Annotated in this window: 13 protein-coding genes; 6 read left to right on the top strand and 7 right to left on the bottom strand. The window is 70.4% G+C overall.

The window, feature by feature from the left end; genetic code table 11:
• Nucleotides 1–2: 2 nt before the first annotated feature.
• The 5 genes from QSK26_RS19800 (at nt 3) to QSK26_RS19780 (ending at nt 3,696) form a co-directional block, all read left to right on the top strand.
• Entirely contained in the window at nt 3–836 is an 834-nt protein-coding gene (locus QSK26_RS19800) for a phosphatase (RefSeq protein WP_285776845.1), read from the top strand.
• A 323-nt stretch (nt 837–1,159) separates the two neighbouring features.
• Nucleotides 1,160–1,363 (top strand): helix-turn-helix domain-containing protein, encoded by a 204-nt coding sequence (locus QSK26_RS19795; protein ID WP_012887307.1) that lies wholly within the window; start codon nt 1,160–1,162, stop codon nt 1,361–1,363.
• A 176-nt stretch (nt 1,364–1,539) separates the two neighbouring features.
• Nucleotides 1,540–1,638 (top strand): 30S ribosomal protein bS22, encoded by a 99-nt coding sequence (locus QSK26_RS19790; protein WP_018654693.1) that lies wholly within the window; start codon nt 1,540–1,542, stop codon nt 1,636–1,638.
• A gap of 22 nt (nt 1,639–1,660) precedes the next feature.
• Nucleotides 1,661–2,686 carry an NAD-dependent epimerase/dehydratase family protein gene (locus tag QSK26_RS19785; RefSeq protein WP_285776661.1) on the top strand — a complete coding sequence of 342 codons (1,026 nt, stop codon included), beginning with the start codon at nt 1,661–1,663 and terminating at the stop codon, nt 2,684–2,686.
• Between the two features lie 86 nt (nt 2,687–2,772).
• Nucleotides 2,773–3,696 (top strand): lysophospholipid acyltransferase family protein, encoded by a 924-nt coding sequence (locus QSK26_RS19780; protein WP_285776660.1) that lies wholly within the window; start codon nt 2,773–2,775, stop codon nt 3,694–3,696.
• A 28-nt stretch (nt 3,697–3,724) separates the two neighbouring features.
• Here the strand turns inward: QSK26_RS19780 and QSK26_RS19775 are convergent, their stop codons facing one another.
• Nucleotides 3,725–4,351 carry a LysE family translocator gene (locus tag QSK26_RS19775; protein ID WP_285776659.1) on the bottom strand — a complete coding sequence of 209 codons (627 nt, stop codon included), beginning with the start codon at nt 4,349–4,351 and terminating at the stop codon, nt 3,725–3,727.
• 158 nt (nt 4,352–4,509) lie between these two features.
• Here QSK26_RS19775 and QSK26_RS19770 point away from each other — a divergent pair, with 158 nt between their 5' ends.
• A complete protein-coding gene (locus QSK26_RS19770; RefSeq protein WP_285776658.1) occupies nt 4,510–5,898 on the top strand; it encodes an aminotransferase-like domain-containing protein in 1,389 nt (462 codons plus the stop codon).
• Between the two features lie 79 nt (nt 5,899–5,977).
• Here QSK26_RS19770 and QSK26_RS19765 read toward each other — a convergent pair whose 3' ends face one another.
• From QSK26_RS19765 to QSK26_RS19740, 6 genes are all read right to left on the bottom strand, one after another.
• A complete protein-coding gene (locus tag QSK26_RS19765) occupies nt 5,978–7,399 on the bottom strand; it encodes a hypothetical protein (protein ID WP_285776657.1) in 1,422 nt (473 codons plus the stop codon).
• Nucleotides 7,400–7,491: 92 nt separating this feature from the next.
• Entirely contained in the window at nt 7,492–8,475 is a 984-nt protein-coding gene (locus tag QSK26_RS19760) for a substrate-binding domain-containing protein (RefSeq protein ID WP_285776656.1), read from the bottom strand.
• Nucleotides 8,475–9,446 (bottom strand): ABC transporter permease, encoded by a 972-nt coding sequence (locus QSK26_RS19755; RefSeq protein ID WP_285776655.1) that lies wholly within the window; start codon nt 9,444–9,446, stop codon nt 8,475–8,477. Before QSK26_RS19755 ends, QSK26_RS19760 begins: the two co-directional genes overlap by 1 nt.
• The gene (locus QSK26_RS19750) at nt 9,443–10,897 is read right to left on the bottom strand and encodes a sugar ABC transporter ATP-binding protein (RefSeq protein ID WP_285776654.1); all 1,455 of its coding nucleotides are present in this window, start codon (nt 10,895–10,897) and stop codon (nt 9,443–9,445) included. Before QSK26_RS19750 ends, QSK26_RS19755 begins: the two co-directional genes overlap by 4 nt.
• On the bottom strand, nt 10,894–12,285 hold the full coding sequence (locus QSK26_RS19745) for an aldehyde dehydrogenase family protein (RefSeq protein WP_285776653.1): 1,392 nt from the start codon (nt 12,283–12,285) through the stop codon (nt 10,894–10,896). Before QSK26_RS19745 ends, QSK26_RS19750 begins: the two co-directional genes overlap by 4 nt.
• Before the next feature lie 2 nt (nt 12,286–12,287).
• Nucleotides 12,288–13,043, bottom strand: coding sequence for an IclR family transcriptional regulator (locus QSK26_RS19740; RefSeq protein ID WP_285776652.1), 756 nt, complete (start codon nt 13,041–13,043; stop codon nt 12,288–12,290).
• Nucleotides 13,044–13,243: the final 200 nt, after the last annotated feature.

The raw sequence follows: 13,243 nt of genomic DNA, 5'->3' as shown, positions 1-13,243 counted from the left end.
AACTGACCGTGCCCACCACCCTGCCCACCACCACCTCCACCACCGGCCCCGTCGCCGTGCCCAGCCGGGACGAGCTCCGGGACCATCTGCTCCGCACCAGGATCGCGGGGGACGTGGCCACCAGCCGGGAGAACAACCTCGACCACTACCGGTCGCTGGCCAACCGGGATCCCTATTACCTTTTCGGTCTCACGTTGGCGGAGGGCTGGGCCTACCGCGACGTGCTCGCGCTCATGGCCAAGTCGTGCGGGGTCGTCGCCGACCCGGCGCACCGCGAGGGTCAGGACACGATCGACCCCGACCGGACGATCGACGCGCTGGAGGAGATGGGCGAGCGCATCGGCGCGGTGCTCGCCGCGCCCGGCGCGCGCCTGCTCTTCGCCACCGGCCACCCGACCGGCCTGCTGACGATCCACCTCGCTCTGGCCCGCCTCGCCGTGCAGCACGGCGCGCGGCTCCTCACGCCCGCCGAGGGCTGGAGCTACGTGGGCACCGGGTTCGGGCGCAGGCGGCGGATCAGGTATCTCGGCGACGTGGCCATGCTCGACGACCACGGCGGCTTCGTGCACACCCACGATCCGACCCCGATGGAGGCCATGATCGCCGCGCTGGAGGAGCGGCCCGACCTGGTCGTGGCCGACCACGGCTGGGCCGGCGCGGCGGGCGAGGCCGGACTGCCCACCGTCGGGTTCGCCGACAGCAACGATCCGGCGCTCTTCGTCGGCGAGGCCGAGGGCAAGATCCAGGTTACGGTCCCGCTGGATGACAATGTGTTGCCGCGTTATTACGATCCGTTGACCGCCTACCTCGTCTCAAGGGTCACGCGAGCCATGTGAGTCGCGTTCTGACCCATTACGGCCCTCCCTATACCAGTTTTTCGCGCCTGCATTCCGCCTGCCTCGGGGCCCCTTTGCCAACTTTTTCAAGATCGTGGGCGACTCTTATGGGAAGGCAGTTGGTCCGTTCCAGGCAGTACGGCGAGGGCACGACCCGGCTGCTGGCCAGCGATTTTCTTGATGTAGCTGACACAGGACTCCGAAGACTGATGAACTAGGGGGTTTGCGCGCCCGGAGTCCGGACTTACGCTGACGGCAGTACACGTGCGTGAGCGATGGCACCAGTGGGGATAACCCGGATACACGTGCGGAAGAGGCGTCCGATGGGTGCAGGCGAAAGACCTCTCAGCGAGGTGAAGTTCCTGACCGTGGCCGAGGTTGCCACGGTCATGCGGGTGTCCAAGATGACTGTGTACCGGCTCGTGCACTCGGGCGAGCTGCCGGCCATCCGGGTCGGCCGCTCATTCAGAGTGCCCGAGCAGGCGGTCCACGACTATCTGAGGGATGCCTACATCGAGGCGGGTTGAAGCGGCCAGGGCGACCGTCCACCGCTTCACTAGGGTAGTGACATGGTGACACTGTGTCACGAGTGTAGTCTCCCGGGGTCCCCCCAGGGGCGATCCACCACGGATCGCCGGTAGGCTGTTGGGCCGGTGTGCTTCTCCGCACGCCGAACCAGCATCTACCAAGACCTGGGGGTCCCGTGGGCTCTGTCATCAAGAAGCGCCGCAAGCGCATGGCGAAGAAGAAGCACCGCAAGCTTCTGAAGAAGACCCGCATCCAGCGGCGTAACAAGAAGTAGACGCGGGATCTGCGAGGCGCCGATGAGCCATACCGTGCTCGTCACCGGAGTCGCCCGCCACATCGGCGCTCGAGTGGCGAGCGTCCTCGCGGCCGACCCGGAAGTCGACCGGGTGATCGGGGTGGACACCGTGCCACCGCCTTCGCTCGGGCGAGACGGCGGCGCGCCGCTCAGCCGGATCGAGTTCGTCCGGGTCGATCTGCGCAGCCCTGACATCGCGCAGGTGATCACGGCCGCGGACGTCGACACGGTGGTGCATGTCAGCCTGGTGAGTTCCCCAGCGGGGAGCCGGGTCTACATGAAAGAGCACAATGTCATCGGCACCATGCAGTTGCTCGGTGCCTGCCAGCGCTCCGGGCTGGTGCGGCGCGTCGTCGTGCGTTCCACCGCGGCCGTCTACGGGTCCTCACCGCACGACCCGGCCGTGTTCACCGAGGACGCGGAGCCGCACGAGGTGCCGAGCCACGGCTACGCCAAGGACGCAGTGGAGGTCGAAGGTTACGTGCGGGGCTTCGCGCGCCGCCGCCCCGACGTCACCGTCACCACACTGCGCTTCGCCAACTTCATGGGCCCAGGCGTCGACTCGCCGCTGACCCGCTACTTCACCCAGCCGGTGCTGCCGACGGTGTTCGGCTACGACCCCCGGCTGCAGTTCGTCCACGAGGACGACGGGGTGGAGGTGCTCAGGCGGGTGGCCACCGAGGACCATCCGGGCACGTACAACGTGGCGGGCGAGGGCGTGCTCTACCTGTCGCAGTGTGTGCGCAGGGCGGGCAGGCTCTCGCTCCCCATCCCCTCACAGGCGTTCCGGCTCCTCGGCGACATCGCCAGGGGCACCGGCGTGGCCGACTTCTCGCCCGAGCAGCTGCGGCTGCTGTGCCACGGCCGCGTCGTGGACATCGCGAGCCTGACCGCCGAGCTGGGCTGGCAGCCGAAGTTCACCACGCAGGCCGCCTTCGACGACTTCCTGCGCACCCGCGGCCTGGCCGGGGGCGTGCCCGACACCCTGGCCGACTGGCTCTCACCGTCGTCCTGGCGGGCCGACTGAGGCACTCCCCGTCCGAGTCCGCCCCTCCGATGTGATGGACTGGAGGGTGTAAGGAGCGAGGCGGAGCGAGAAGGTGGCCGAGTGAGATGACCGATCCATCGCACGACGCCACGGTAATCCCGATCACCGCGGCCAGGAGCCGATCCGCCCGCGCGGTGCCCGACCCGGCCGTCTCCGACGAGCGGCTGTCCGAGGTCCTCGCCTTCCTGCGCCGCAGGGTCACCGGCGACTACGACGTGGACGAGTTCGGCTTCGACGCCGAGCTGACCGACAAGGTGCTGCTGGAGATCATCCGGCCGCTCTACCGGCACTGGTTCCGGGTGGACGTCAACGGGTTGGGGAACGTCCCGGCCGAGGGCGGCGCGCTCGTCGTCGCCAACCACTCGGGCACGCTCCCGCTCGACGCGCTGATGCTCCAGGTCGCCCTGCACGACGAGGCCCACCGGGCGATCCGGCTCCTCGGCGCCGACCTGGTCTACCGGCTCCCGGTGCTCAGCCAACTGTCCCGCAAGACCGGCCACACCCTGGCCTGCCCGGAGGACGCCGACCGCCTGCTGCGCAAGGGCGAGCTGGTCGGGGTGTTCCCCGAGGGGTTCAAGGGTGTCGGCAAGCCCTTCTCCGAGCGCTACAAGCTGCAACGCTTCGGCCGCGGCGGCTTCGTGGCCTCCGCGATCGAGGCCGGGGTGCCGATCGTGCCGTGCGCCATCGTGGGCGCCGAGGAGATCTATCCCAAGCTCGGCGACCTGCGCTTCCTGGCACGCACGTTCGGCCTGCCGTACCTGCCGATCACGCCGCTCTTCCCGTGGCTCGGGCCGCTCGGGCTGCTGCCGCTGCCGTCCAAGTGGGTGATCGGGTTCGGCGAGCCGATCCGCACCGACGAGTACGACCCCGCGGCGGCCGACGATCCGGTGACGGTCTTCAACCTGACCGACCACATCCGCGAGATCATCCAGCAGCAGCTCAACGAGCTCCGGCTGCGCCGCGGCCACGCCTTCCCGCCGTTCTTCTGAGCCTTCCCGCAAGCCCCCGGCGAGGGCGTCAGCGGCTCGCGGTGAGGGAGACGGCGAGGCCGGCGAGGACCGTGCCCATGGCGTAGCGCTGGGCTTTCAGCCAGGACGGGCGGCGGGACAGGAAACCGGCGACCGCTCCGGCGGTGAGGACGAAGCCGGCGTTGAAGGTGAGCGCCACGGCGATCTGGACGCAGCCGAGCAGCAGGCTCTGCGCGGCGACGTTCCCCCGGGCGGGATCGACGAACTGCGGCAGCAGCGACACATAGAGGATCGCGATCTTCGGGTTGAGCAGGTTGGTGACCAGGCCCATCGTGAACAGCCGGCGCGGGCGGTCCACCGGCAGGCCCTGGGCGGCGAACACCGACGTGCCGCCCGGCCGTACCGCCGTCCAGGCCAGCCAGAGCAGGTAGGCCGCCCCGGCGAGCCTGATGGCGTCGTAGGCGAACGGGACCAGGGTGAACACCGCGGAGACGCCGGTCGCCGCGGCCGTCATGTAGACGAGGAACCCGCAGGCGACGCCGGCCAGTGAGACGAGGCCGGCCCGCCGTCCCTGCGTGATGGACCGGGAGACGAGATAGATCATGTTCGGCCCGGGGGTGAGCACCATGGCGAGCGCCACCGTGGCCATCCCCGCCGCGGCACCGAGACTGATCACGACGGCCGCCGGCGGGTCTGGGACATGAGCACGGAGTCCTCCTGGGAGTCGGGACCGCGCCGGCCCCGAGAGCTGCTCGGCGGTCGCGGACGGGTGCAGGCTCACCGTAGGGGTGGGCTGGGCGGGGTGTCCTGGTCCACTTCGGGGATACTGGACCGATGACGGCGGCGGATGCCCGGGGCTTCACGGCGCGGCTGGGCGAGTGGCGCGGGGAGCGGCACGGCCTGGCCGGGGCGCTGGCCGAGGCGATCCGCGAGGCCGTGCTCGACGGGCGGGTGCCGGTCGGCAGCCCGCTGCCCGCCGAGCGCGCGCTCGCCGAGGCCCTGGGGGTGAGCCGGGGGACCGTGGTGGCGGGGCTGGCGCGGCTGCGCGAGGACGGCTGGGTCCGGACCCGGCACGGCGGCGGCAGCGTCGTACGGCTGCCCGCGCGGCTCACCGAGGGCACCACGCCGTGGTCCCGGGACCACGGCATCGGAGTGGACCTCACCGACGCGGTGACCGCCGCCCCGCACGACGCCTACCGGGAGGCGCTGGCCCGCGCCGCCGAGCGGCTGCCGCCGCTGCTGGTCGGGTCGGGGCTGCCCACGCCCGGCCTGCCGGTGCTGCGCGAGCTGCTCGCCGAGCGTTACACCCGTCAGGGGCTGGCCACCCGGCCCGAGCAGATCCTCATCACCTCCGGCGCGAGGGCGGCGCTCACCCTGCTGATGGACCGCTTCCACGACCGGCGCAGGGCGGTCGCCGTGGAGAACCCGACCTTCCACGGCGCGCTGGCCCTGCTGCGCGCGCGGCGGGCGAGGCACCTCACCGTGCCGGTCACCGCCCAGGGATGGGACCTCGACCGGCTGGCCGAGGTCATGGCCTCGGGCCAGGCCGCGATGGCGTACCTCGTCCCCGACTTCCACAACCCCACGGGCGCCCTCATGTCCCGCGAGGACCGCGGCAGGGTCCTCGACCTCGCCCGCCGGCACGAGGTGACCGTCGTCGCCGACGAGACCATGCGCGACCTCGACCTCCGCCCCGACGCCGAGCGCCGCGCGTGCCCGCCGCTCGGGGGAGCGGGGATCGTCGTCGTCGGGTCGGTCGGCAAGATGTTCTGGAGCGGGCTGCGGGTGGGATGGATCCGGGCGGCCACGGCCGGGCAGGTGCGGGAGTTGCAGCTCAACCCCTTGCAGACGCAGCTGTCGCCGCCGCCGCTGGAGCAGCTCGTCGCCCACGAGCTGCTCCAGGACGCCGAGCGGGTCCTCGCCGGCCGCCGCGCCCTGCTGCGGGCGCAGCGCGACCATCTGAGCGCCCTGCTCACCGGCTCGGACGAGTGGACGCACACGGTCCCCGCCGGCGGCCTCACCCTCTGGCTGCGGCTGCGCCGCCCGTCCGCCGAGCCCCTGGTACGGCAGGCCGCGCGGCTGGGCCTCACCCTCGCGCCCGGCCCGAACTTCTCGGCCGACCGCACCCACGCCCGTTACCTGCGGCTGCCCTTCACCCCGTCCGCCGACGTCCTGGACCGGGCGGTGGCCCTGCTCCGCGAGGCCGCCGCGGCCTGCCCGTAGCCCTCACCGGCCGACCGGAGAAAAGCGGACGCCGACCGGCTCCGGGGGACGGAGCCGGTCGGCGTGCGCGCGGAGGGGGTTACTTCTTCTTGGGGACGAGCAGGCGGATGTCGGTGACGCTCGCGCTGCCCTCGTACACGTTGGTGTAGAGGTCGCCGATCACGAAGTAGTCGGGGTAGGCGGAGCCGGCGGGCCACTGGTCGGGCCAGGTGGTGCTGCCGTTCTTGTCGTTCTGGACCAGGTTGTTGTTGAACCGGCCGTCGTATTCCTCCGGCTTGACGTTGTAGTGCCAGATGGGCGCGTTGTTCACGATGAACGGCCGGTGGAAGCGCAGCGTCTTCTGGCCCACCCGGGCGAAGTTGCCGCTGGCCTCCAGCGTGTAGCCGGTGTCGTCACGCTCGATGGCGAACGTGTAGAACTCGTTCGGCATCAGCTCGGGCTGGAGCTCGGCCGCCGAGGAGAGCTGCTGCTCGGCGACGCCGCCGGAGCAGCTCGTCATGAACCACTGCGAGTTGCCTGCCAGGCCGCCCTGGCCCGGCCGCCAGTTCGGCAGGCCGCTGATCCACATGTTGACGGTGTTGAAGCTGCTGTCGCGGTAGTTGTAGTAGGTGTTGGTGTTGGAGTCGCAGACCCGGCCGCCGGTGCCGGTGCCGACGCGGTCCGGGTGCTGGGAGAAGGAGTCCATCAGGACCTTGCGCCGGTAGTGCCAGAAGTGGTTGTTACGCGGCGCCGGGTTGGCGAAGTCCACGATCGACAGGAAGTGGAAGCCGTTGTACCCGTACCGGCCCTCGCGCACGTCCTGCCACTCGCAGTAGGGCGCCGACGCGTCGCCTTCCCAGCCGGGGCTGTTGGACCCCTCGCCCCACGGGTGCTGGGTCTTGCAGCCGTCGGTGCTGTAACCGTTGATCTTGCCGTCGTACTCGATGGTGCCGTTGCGCTTGCCGCCGAAGTCGATGGTCTTCAGCTTGTACTCGATGCGGTAGTTGTCGGGCAGCGCCTTGGTGGGCCGGAAGATGGCGCCACCGGTGTGGTCGGGCACCTTCAGCTCGGCCACCGGGCCACCCTTGATCACCTTCCGGTCGATGGAAGGCGGGTTCTCCAGCTTGCCGTCCTTGTTCCAGTCACGGGCGGACAGCGAAGCGGTGAGCCAGCCGTCCTTGCCGACCGTGAATTCCTTGCGATACGTGTCGAAGGACTCAAAGGCGTCGTTCCACGCCTGGCCGTAGTCGTTCTGATACCAGAGGCCGGCGTCGTCCATGATGGTGTCGAAAGGCTGCGAGTAGTCCTCGCGGACCCACTGCGCCCCCCGTTCGTTGAGCGGCTTGGCGAAATTCTCCGAATACAGGACTTTCCACTTGACCTTGTCGGGCTTGGCGGCCTGCGCCGCGGGGGCGCCGGCGGCGAACGTCGCCATCGCCACCGCGCCCGCGACAACGGCCGCCAGCGCGCCGCGCCGGGCAATCCTGCCGGTGTTTCTGGACCTTCGGGTGTTTTCGGACACGGTCGAGCCCCTTCACGACACAGGTTGAACAGGGAGATGAGGGATGGGGATGAGAAAGGTTCGAAGGGGCCCCGGTTACCGGACCAGGCCCGTCAGAAGTCGCCGTTCGGGTCGAAGTACTGCCCGGCGTTCTCCTTGGTGATGCGCGGCGAGGGGACCACGGTGTCCTTCTCGACCTGGGCGCCGCCCAGGATCTCGACCGCCCGGTCCAGGCCCTTGCTGCCGATCACGTCGGCGTCGTTGAGGCCGGTGACGACGTAGTTGGTGCCGTCCATGATCGCCTTGAGCGCCTCGTTCTGGCCGTCGACGCCGGCGACGATGATCTGCTTCTCCTTGCCCGCGTCCGCGATGGCGCGCTGGGCGCCGAGGCACATCGCGTCGTTCTCGCAGAAGACCGCGGCGAGGTCGGGGTGGCTGGCGAGCAGGCTCTCCATCACCGACAGACCGCCGTCGGAGCCCCAGTTGCCGAAGTCGGGGGCCTCGACGAGGGTGATGCCCGAGGTGGTGGACAGCACCGACTTGACGCCCTCGGTGCGGGCCAGCCCGATGCTGTTGTCGGCCGGGCCGCCCTTGATGATGGCCACCTTGCCGCCGTCGGGCAGCGCCTGGGCGAGGAACTCGCCGTTCTGCTTGCCGATCGCCTCGTTGTCCGGGCCGATCCAGCTCGTGTACTCGCCGGTCTGGAACTTCCGGTCCACCAGCACGACGGGCTTGCCCGCCTGCTTCAGGGAGTTCAGCACGGCCGGCGCGGACTCCAGCGGCCCGCCGGAGATGATGACCCCGTCCACGTTCTTGCTGAGCAGGTCCTCGACGTTGGAGGCGAGCTTGGCCGCGTCGCCGTTGGCGTCGGTGCTGATGACGGTGACGTTGCCCTTCTTCGCGGCCTGGGCGGCGATGGCCTTGTCCATGCCGCTGAAGTAGGGGCCGCTGAGGGTGAAGTTGGCCACGCCGATGGTGTAGCCGTCAGCCTTCGCCGTGTCGCCGCCGGCGCCGGTGTCCGAGCCGGAGGAGCAGGCGGCCAGGCCGACAACCAGTAAACCGGCGGTGAGGAGGCCGCGGAGCTTGGTGGCGTTCATCAGGTACTCCTAGGTGTGCGTTGGACGAGGATGACCGCGATGATGATCAATCCCTTGAGAACCTGCTGCCAGAAGCTCTGCACGCCGTACAGGTTGAGCAGGTTGTTGATCAGGACCAGGACGAGGACGCCGCCGAAGGTGGCGCGGACCGAGCCGCGGCCGCCGGCCAGGCTGGCCCCGCCGATGACGCAGGCGGCGATCGCGTCGAGTTCGAAGGCCACGCCGACGCTGGGCTGGGCGATGCCCACCCGGCTGGCCAGGATGACCCCGGCGAGCCCGGCGCACGCGCCGCTGATGGCGTAGGCGAGGATGACGTGCCTGCGCACGTTGATGCCGGCCAGCCGTACAGTCTCCGCGTTGCCGCCGATGGCGATGATCGAGCGGCCGGCCGGGGTGCGGCTGAGGAAGACCCCGCCCGCCACGAAGACGACCAGCATGATCAGCGTGCTGACCGGGATCGGGCCGAGCAGCGCCGAGCCGAGGGTGAAGAACGCCGGGTCCTCCGGGGCGATCGGCACCTCGGAGTAGACGAAGGCCAGGCCGCGGACGGTGGTCAGCGAGGCCAGCGTCACCACGAAGGGGGCGAGTGCGAAGCGGGCCACCAGGGTGCCGTTGACCAGGCCGGCGGCGAGGCCGGCGATGATCCCGACGCCCATCGCGACCGGGATCGGCAGCCCGGACACCAGCCCGGCGGTGAGGATCCCGGACAGCGCCACCACCGAGCCGACGGACAGGTCGATGCCGCCGGTGAGGATGACCACCAGCATGCCGAAGGCCAGCAGCCCCGTGGTGACCATCTGCTTGAGCACGTTGGTGATGTTGGTCTGGGTGAGGAAGGTGTCCGACGTGGTCGCCGCGACCGCCACCAGGAGCAGGATGAGCGCGGTGAAGGCCACTTCGAGCGTCAGGTCGCGGCCTCCGACCACCAGCCGGGGGAACCGGCCGGCGGCCTTGGAGAGCTGCCCGATCATGCGTGCTGTCCCATCGAGTAGGCGAGGATCTCGTCCTCGGTCGTGCGGTCCGAGCGGAGTTCCCCGGTGATCCGGCCCTCCGCCATCACGAGCACCCGGTCGGTGGCGCCCATCACCTCGGTCAGGTCGGAGGAGATGAGCAGGACGCCGATGCCGGAGCGGGCGAGGCCGTCGATCATGCGGTAGATCTCCACCCGGGTGGCCATGTCGACGCCCCGGGTCGGCTCGTCGAGCAGCAGCACCCGCGGCTCGGCCAGCAGCCACTTGGCGAGCACCGCCTTCTGCTGGTTGCCGCCGCTGAGCCGGACCACCGGCATCGAGGCGCACTGCGGCGGCTGGATGCTCAGACGGTCGACCATCCCGGCCACGTCCCTGCGCTGGCGGCCCATGTCGATCAGCGGGCCGCGCAGCGTGGTGAGCGCGATGTTGTCGCGGACCGACATGCCGAGCACCAGGCCGCTGCGTTTGCGGTCCTCGGTGACCAGCGCCAGCCCGGCGGCGATGGCCTCGGCGGGGGAGCGGTAGGCGCCGGTGCCCGAGGTCGCGGGTTCCGCGCCGAACACGCACCGGGCCATCTCGCTGCGGCCGGAGCCGACCAGCCCGAACAGCCCGACGATCTCCCCCGCGTGCAGGGTGAAGGACACGTCCTCGAACTCGCCGCGCCGGGTCAGGCCGGTCACGGTGAGCAGGGCGTCTCCGCGTTCCTGCCGCCGGTCGGGGTAGATCTGCTCCAGCTTCCTGCCCGCCATGCGGCGGATCAGATCGTCCTCGCTGGTCCTGGCCGGCTCGGTGGTCTCGATCACCTTGCCGTCCTTGATCACGACGATCGAGTCGGCGAGTTCCAGGATCTCGGCGAGGCGGTGCGAGACGTAGATGACCAGCACGCCGCGTTCCCGCAGCCGCCGGATCAGCGCGAACAGCGATTCGAGGTCGCTGCCCGCGAGCACCGCGGACGGCTCGTCCAGCACCAGCACCCGGGGTTCGGTGACCAGCGCCTTGGCGATCTCCACCATCTGCTGGCGGGCCACGGTGAGCCTGCCCGCCTTGGTGCGCGGGTCGATCGCGCCGAAGCCGATCGACTCCAGCAGCTCCCGGGCGCGGGCGTGCGCCGCGGACCAGTCGATCAGCCCGCGCTTCCTGGGGAAGTCGCCCATCAGCAGGTTCTCGGTGACCGACAGCTCCGGCACCAGGGTCAGCTCCTGGTAGACGGTTCTGACCCCCTTGTCGTGCGCGTCGTGCGGCGAGCGCAGTTCGACCCGCTCGCCGTCCATCCACATCTCGCCGGAGCTCATCGGCTGGGCGCCGGCGAGGATCTTGATGAGGGTGGACTTCCCGGCGCCGTTCGCGCCGACCACGGCGAGCACCTCGCCCTGGCGGCCCTGGAGGTCCACGCCGTGCAGCACCTCGACACCGCCGTAGTCCTTGCGGACATCGCGCAGTTCGAGGATCATCCGAACGCCTCCATGACCACGATCGTCTTCTGCCGGGTGAAGTCGAGCACGGTCTCGTGCACGCCCTCCCGGTAGCCGCCGGTGTCCTTGGTGCCGCCGAAGGGCAGGTTCTCCGCCCGCAGCGCGGTGGAGCCGTTGACGATCACGCCGCCCACGTCCAGCCGGCTCGCGATGGTGAAGGCCCGTGACACGTCCCGGGTGAAGACCGCCGCGTGCAGGCCGTACGGTGACTCGTTGGCCATCCGGACCGCCTCCATCGGGTCGGCGAACCGCGCCACCGGGGCCACCGGGCCGAAGATCTCCTCGGCGAGGGCCGGGCTGTCCGCCGGGACGTCCACCAGGACGGCGGGGTCCACGAACGCGCCGCGCCTGCCGCCTCCCGCCGCCAGCCGGGCGCCGTCCGCGACCAGGCGGCCCACCGCCGCCTCGACCCGCTCGGCCGACTCCTCGCTGATCAGCGGGCCGACGTCGGTGGACTCCAGCAACTGGTCACCCACCGAGAGCTTGCTGGTCTGGTCGAGCAGCGCGTCGACGAACGCGTCGTGCACGCCGTCCTGCACGTAGACCCGCTTGACCGCGCAGCAGATCTGCCCGTTGCCGCGGGCCAGCCGGCCGAGCACGACCGCCTGGGCGGCCTCCGCCACGTCGGCGTCGTCGCACACGATGAGCGCGTCGTTCCCGCCGAGTTCGAGGAAGACCTTCTTCAGCGTGCCGGACGCCCTGCGGGCCAGTTCCCGGCCCGCCGTGGTGCTGCCGGTGAGGCTCACCGCGGCGATCCCGGGGAGGTCGGCGAGGGCCTGGGAGACCGGCACGCCGCCGGTGACCACCTGGTGGGCCCGCTCGGGCACGCCCGCCTGGGCGACCAGCTCGGCGACCCTGAGCAGCGCCAGGGGGCAGCGCGCGGGCGGCTGGACCACCACGGCGTTCCCCGCCGCGAGCGCCGCGGCGGCCTTGTGCGCGTAGAGCTCCACCGGGTAGTTGAACGGCACCAGCGCGGCCACCACGCCGAGCGGTTCGCGGATCGTCACCGCGAGGTGGCGCTCCAGGCCGGGTACGGCGTCCAGCGGGATCTGCCGGCCGAACAGCCGGGTCGCCTCGCTGGCGTAGCCGCGGAAGATGCGGATCGCGGCCTCGACCTCGCCGCGGGTCTGCGGGAGGGGCTTGCCGTTCTCGGCCGCGAGGAGGCGGGCGAGGTCGTCGGTCTCCGCCTCGATCAGGTCGGCGATCCGGCGCAGCAGGGCCTCCCTGGCGTGCGCCGGCATCGCGGCCATCTCCCGCTGGCCGTGCTGCGCGGCGGCGACCACGGCGGCCACGCGCTCCTCGCCCGCGGACTCGACCTCGCCGAGCCGCTCGCCGGTGCCGGGGTTGCGGACGGTGATGGTGGACATCGCTATCGCTCCTTCTTCGGGGTGCCCGTGTAGCCGATCCGGCGGCCGATGTCGGCGGCCATGGTGATCGCGGTGGACGCGATCCGGTGGCAGTCCGCCACGGAGAAACGGGTGGCGGGGGCGGACACGCTGAACGCCGCCACCGGGCTGCCCTCGGTGTTCAGGATGGGCACGCCGACGCAGCGCACCCCCTCCTCGTTCTCCTCGTCGTCGATCGCGAAGCCCTGGCGCCGCACCCGGTCCAGCTCCGCGAGCAGGTCCTGCCCGGTGAGCGTGTGCGGGGTGCGGCGTTCCTGGACGGCGGCGGCCAGGATGGCCTCGGTGGTCGCCGTGTCGAGCAGGGCGAGGATGACCTTGCCCATCGACGTGCAGTGCATGGGCACCCGGCTGCCGATGTGCGAGACCAGCCGGACCGATTTGGCGCTCTCCACCTTGTCCACGTAGACGATCTGGTCGCCGACGCGGATGCCGAGGTGCACCGTCTCGCCGCTGAGTTCGACCAGCTCGGTCAGGTACGGCCGGGCCGCCGCGCGCAGTCCGTCCTCTTCGAGGTATCGGCCGGCCAGCGTGATCAGCGATACGCCCAGGTGGTAGGCGCCCGCGGCGTCACGTTCCAGGACGCCGAGTTCGAGCAGCGAGGTGATGTAGCGATGGGCGGTGCTGACGGCGACGTTGGCACGTCCCGCGAGTTCGCGAAGGGTGATTCCGTTCCTGCCCGCCGCGGAAACGGCGCCGATCAACTCGAACGCCTTATCCACGCTGGACGATTTACTGCCGCTCTTCATTCGAGTTACTCGAATCTTTTTCCGTTTCTTGGCGAGATGCCGTGATATTTACACCGGATTTCTGCCCTGTCAACACTCATTTCGGTCACGTGAACAGTGGTGAGTGAGTGCCCGCAAAACGGCTACCTGCGGAAACGGAAAAAAACTTACAGTGACTGTATGTTTCGGACCCG

This window comes from Microtetraspora sp. NBRC 13810 (genome assembly GCF_030268685.1).
Classification (GTDB): domain Bacteria; phylum Actinomycetota; class Actinomycetes; order Streptosporangiales; family Streptosporangiaceae; genus BSRQ01.
The sequence above is the reverse complement of the archived record's forward strand: the minus strand, read 5'-3'. Positions and strand labels throughout refer to the sequence as shown.

What these genes read in the sequence shown, in the direction of transcription:
- QSK26_RS19795 (WP_012887307.1), top strand. Translation starts at nt 1,160, where the DNA reads ATGGGTGCAGGCGAAAGACCTCTCAGCGAGGTGAAGTTCCTGACCGTG.
- QSK26_RS19785 (WP_285776661.1), top strand. Translation starts at nt 1,661, where the DNA reads ATGAGCCATACCGTGCTCGTCACCGGAGTCGCCCGCCACATCGGCGCT.
- QSK26_RS19780 (WP_285776660.1), top strand. Translation starts at nt 2,773, where the DNA reads ATGACCGATCCATCGCACGACGCCACGGTAATCCCGATCACCGCGGCC.
- QSK26_RS19770 (WP_285776658.1), top strand. Translation starts at nt 4,510, where the DNA reads ATGACGGCGGCGGATGCCCGGGGCTTCACGGCGCGGCTGGGCGAGTGG.
- QSK26_RS19760 (WP_285776656.1), bottom strand. Translation starts at nt 8,475, where the DNA reads ATGAACGCCACCAAGCTCCGCGGCCTCCTCACCGCCGGTTTACTGGTT.
- QSK26_RS19755 (WP_285776655.1), bottom strand. Translation starts at nt 9,446, where the DNA reads ATGATCGGGCAGCTCTCCAAGGCCGCCGGCCGGTTCCCCCGGCTGGTG.
- QSK26_RS19750 (WP_285776654.1), bottom strand. Translation starts at nt 10,897, where the DNA reads ATGATCCTCGAACTGCGCGATGTCCGCAAGGACTACGGCGGTGTCGAG.
- QSK26_RS19745 (WP_285776653.1), bottom strand. Translation starts at nt 12,285, where the DNA reads ATGTCCACCATCACCGTCCGCAACCCCGGCACCGGCGAGCGGCTCGGC.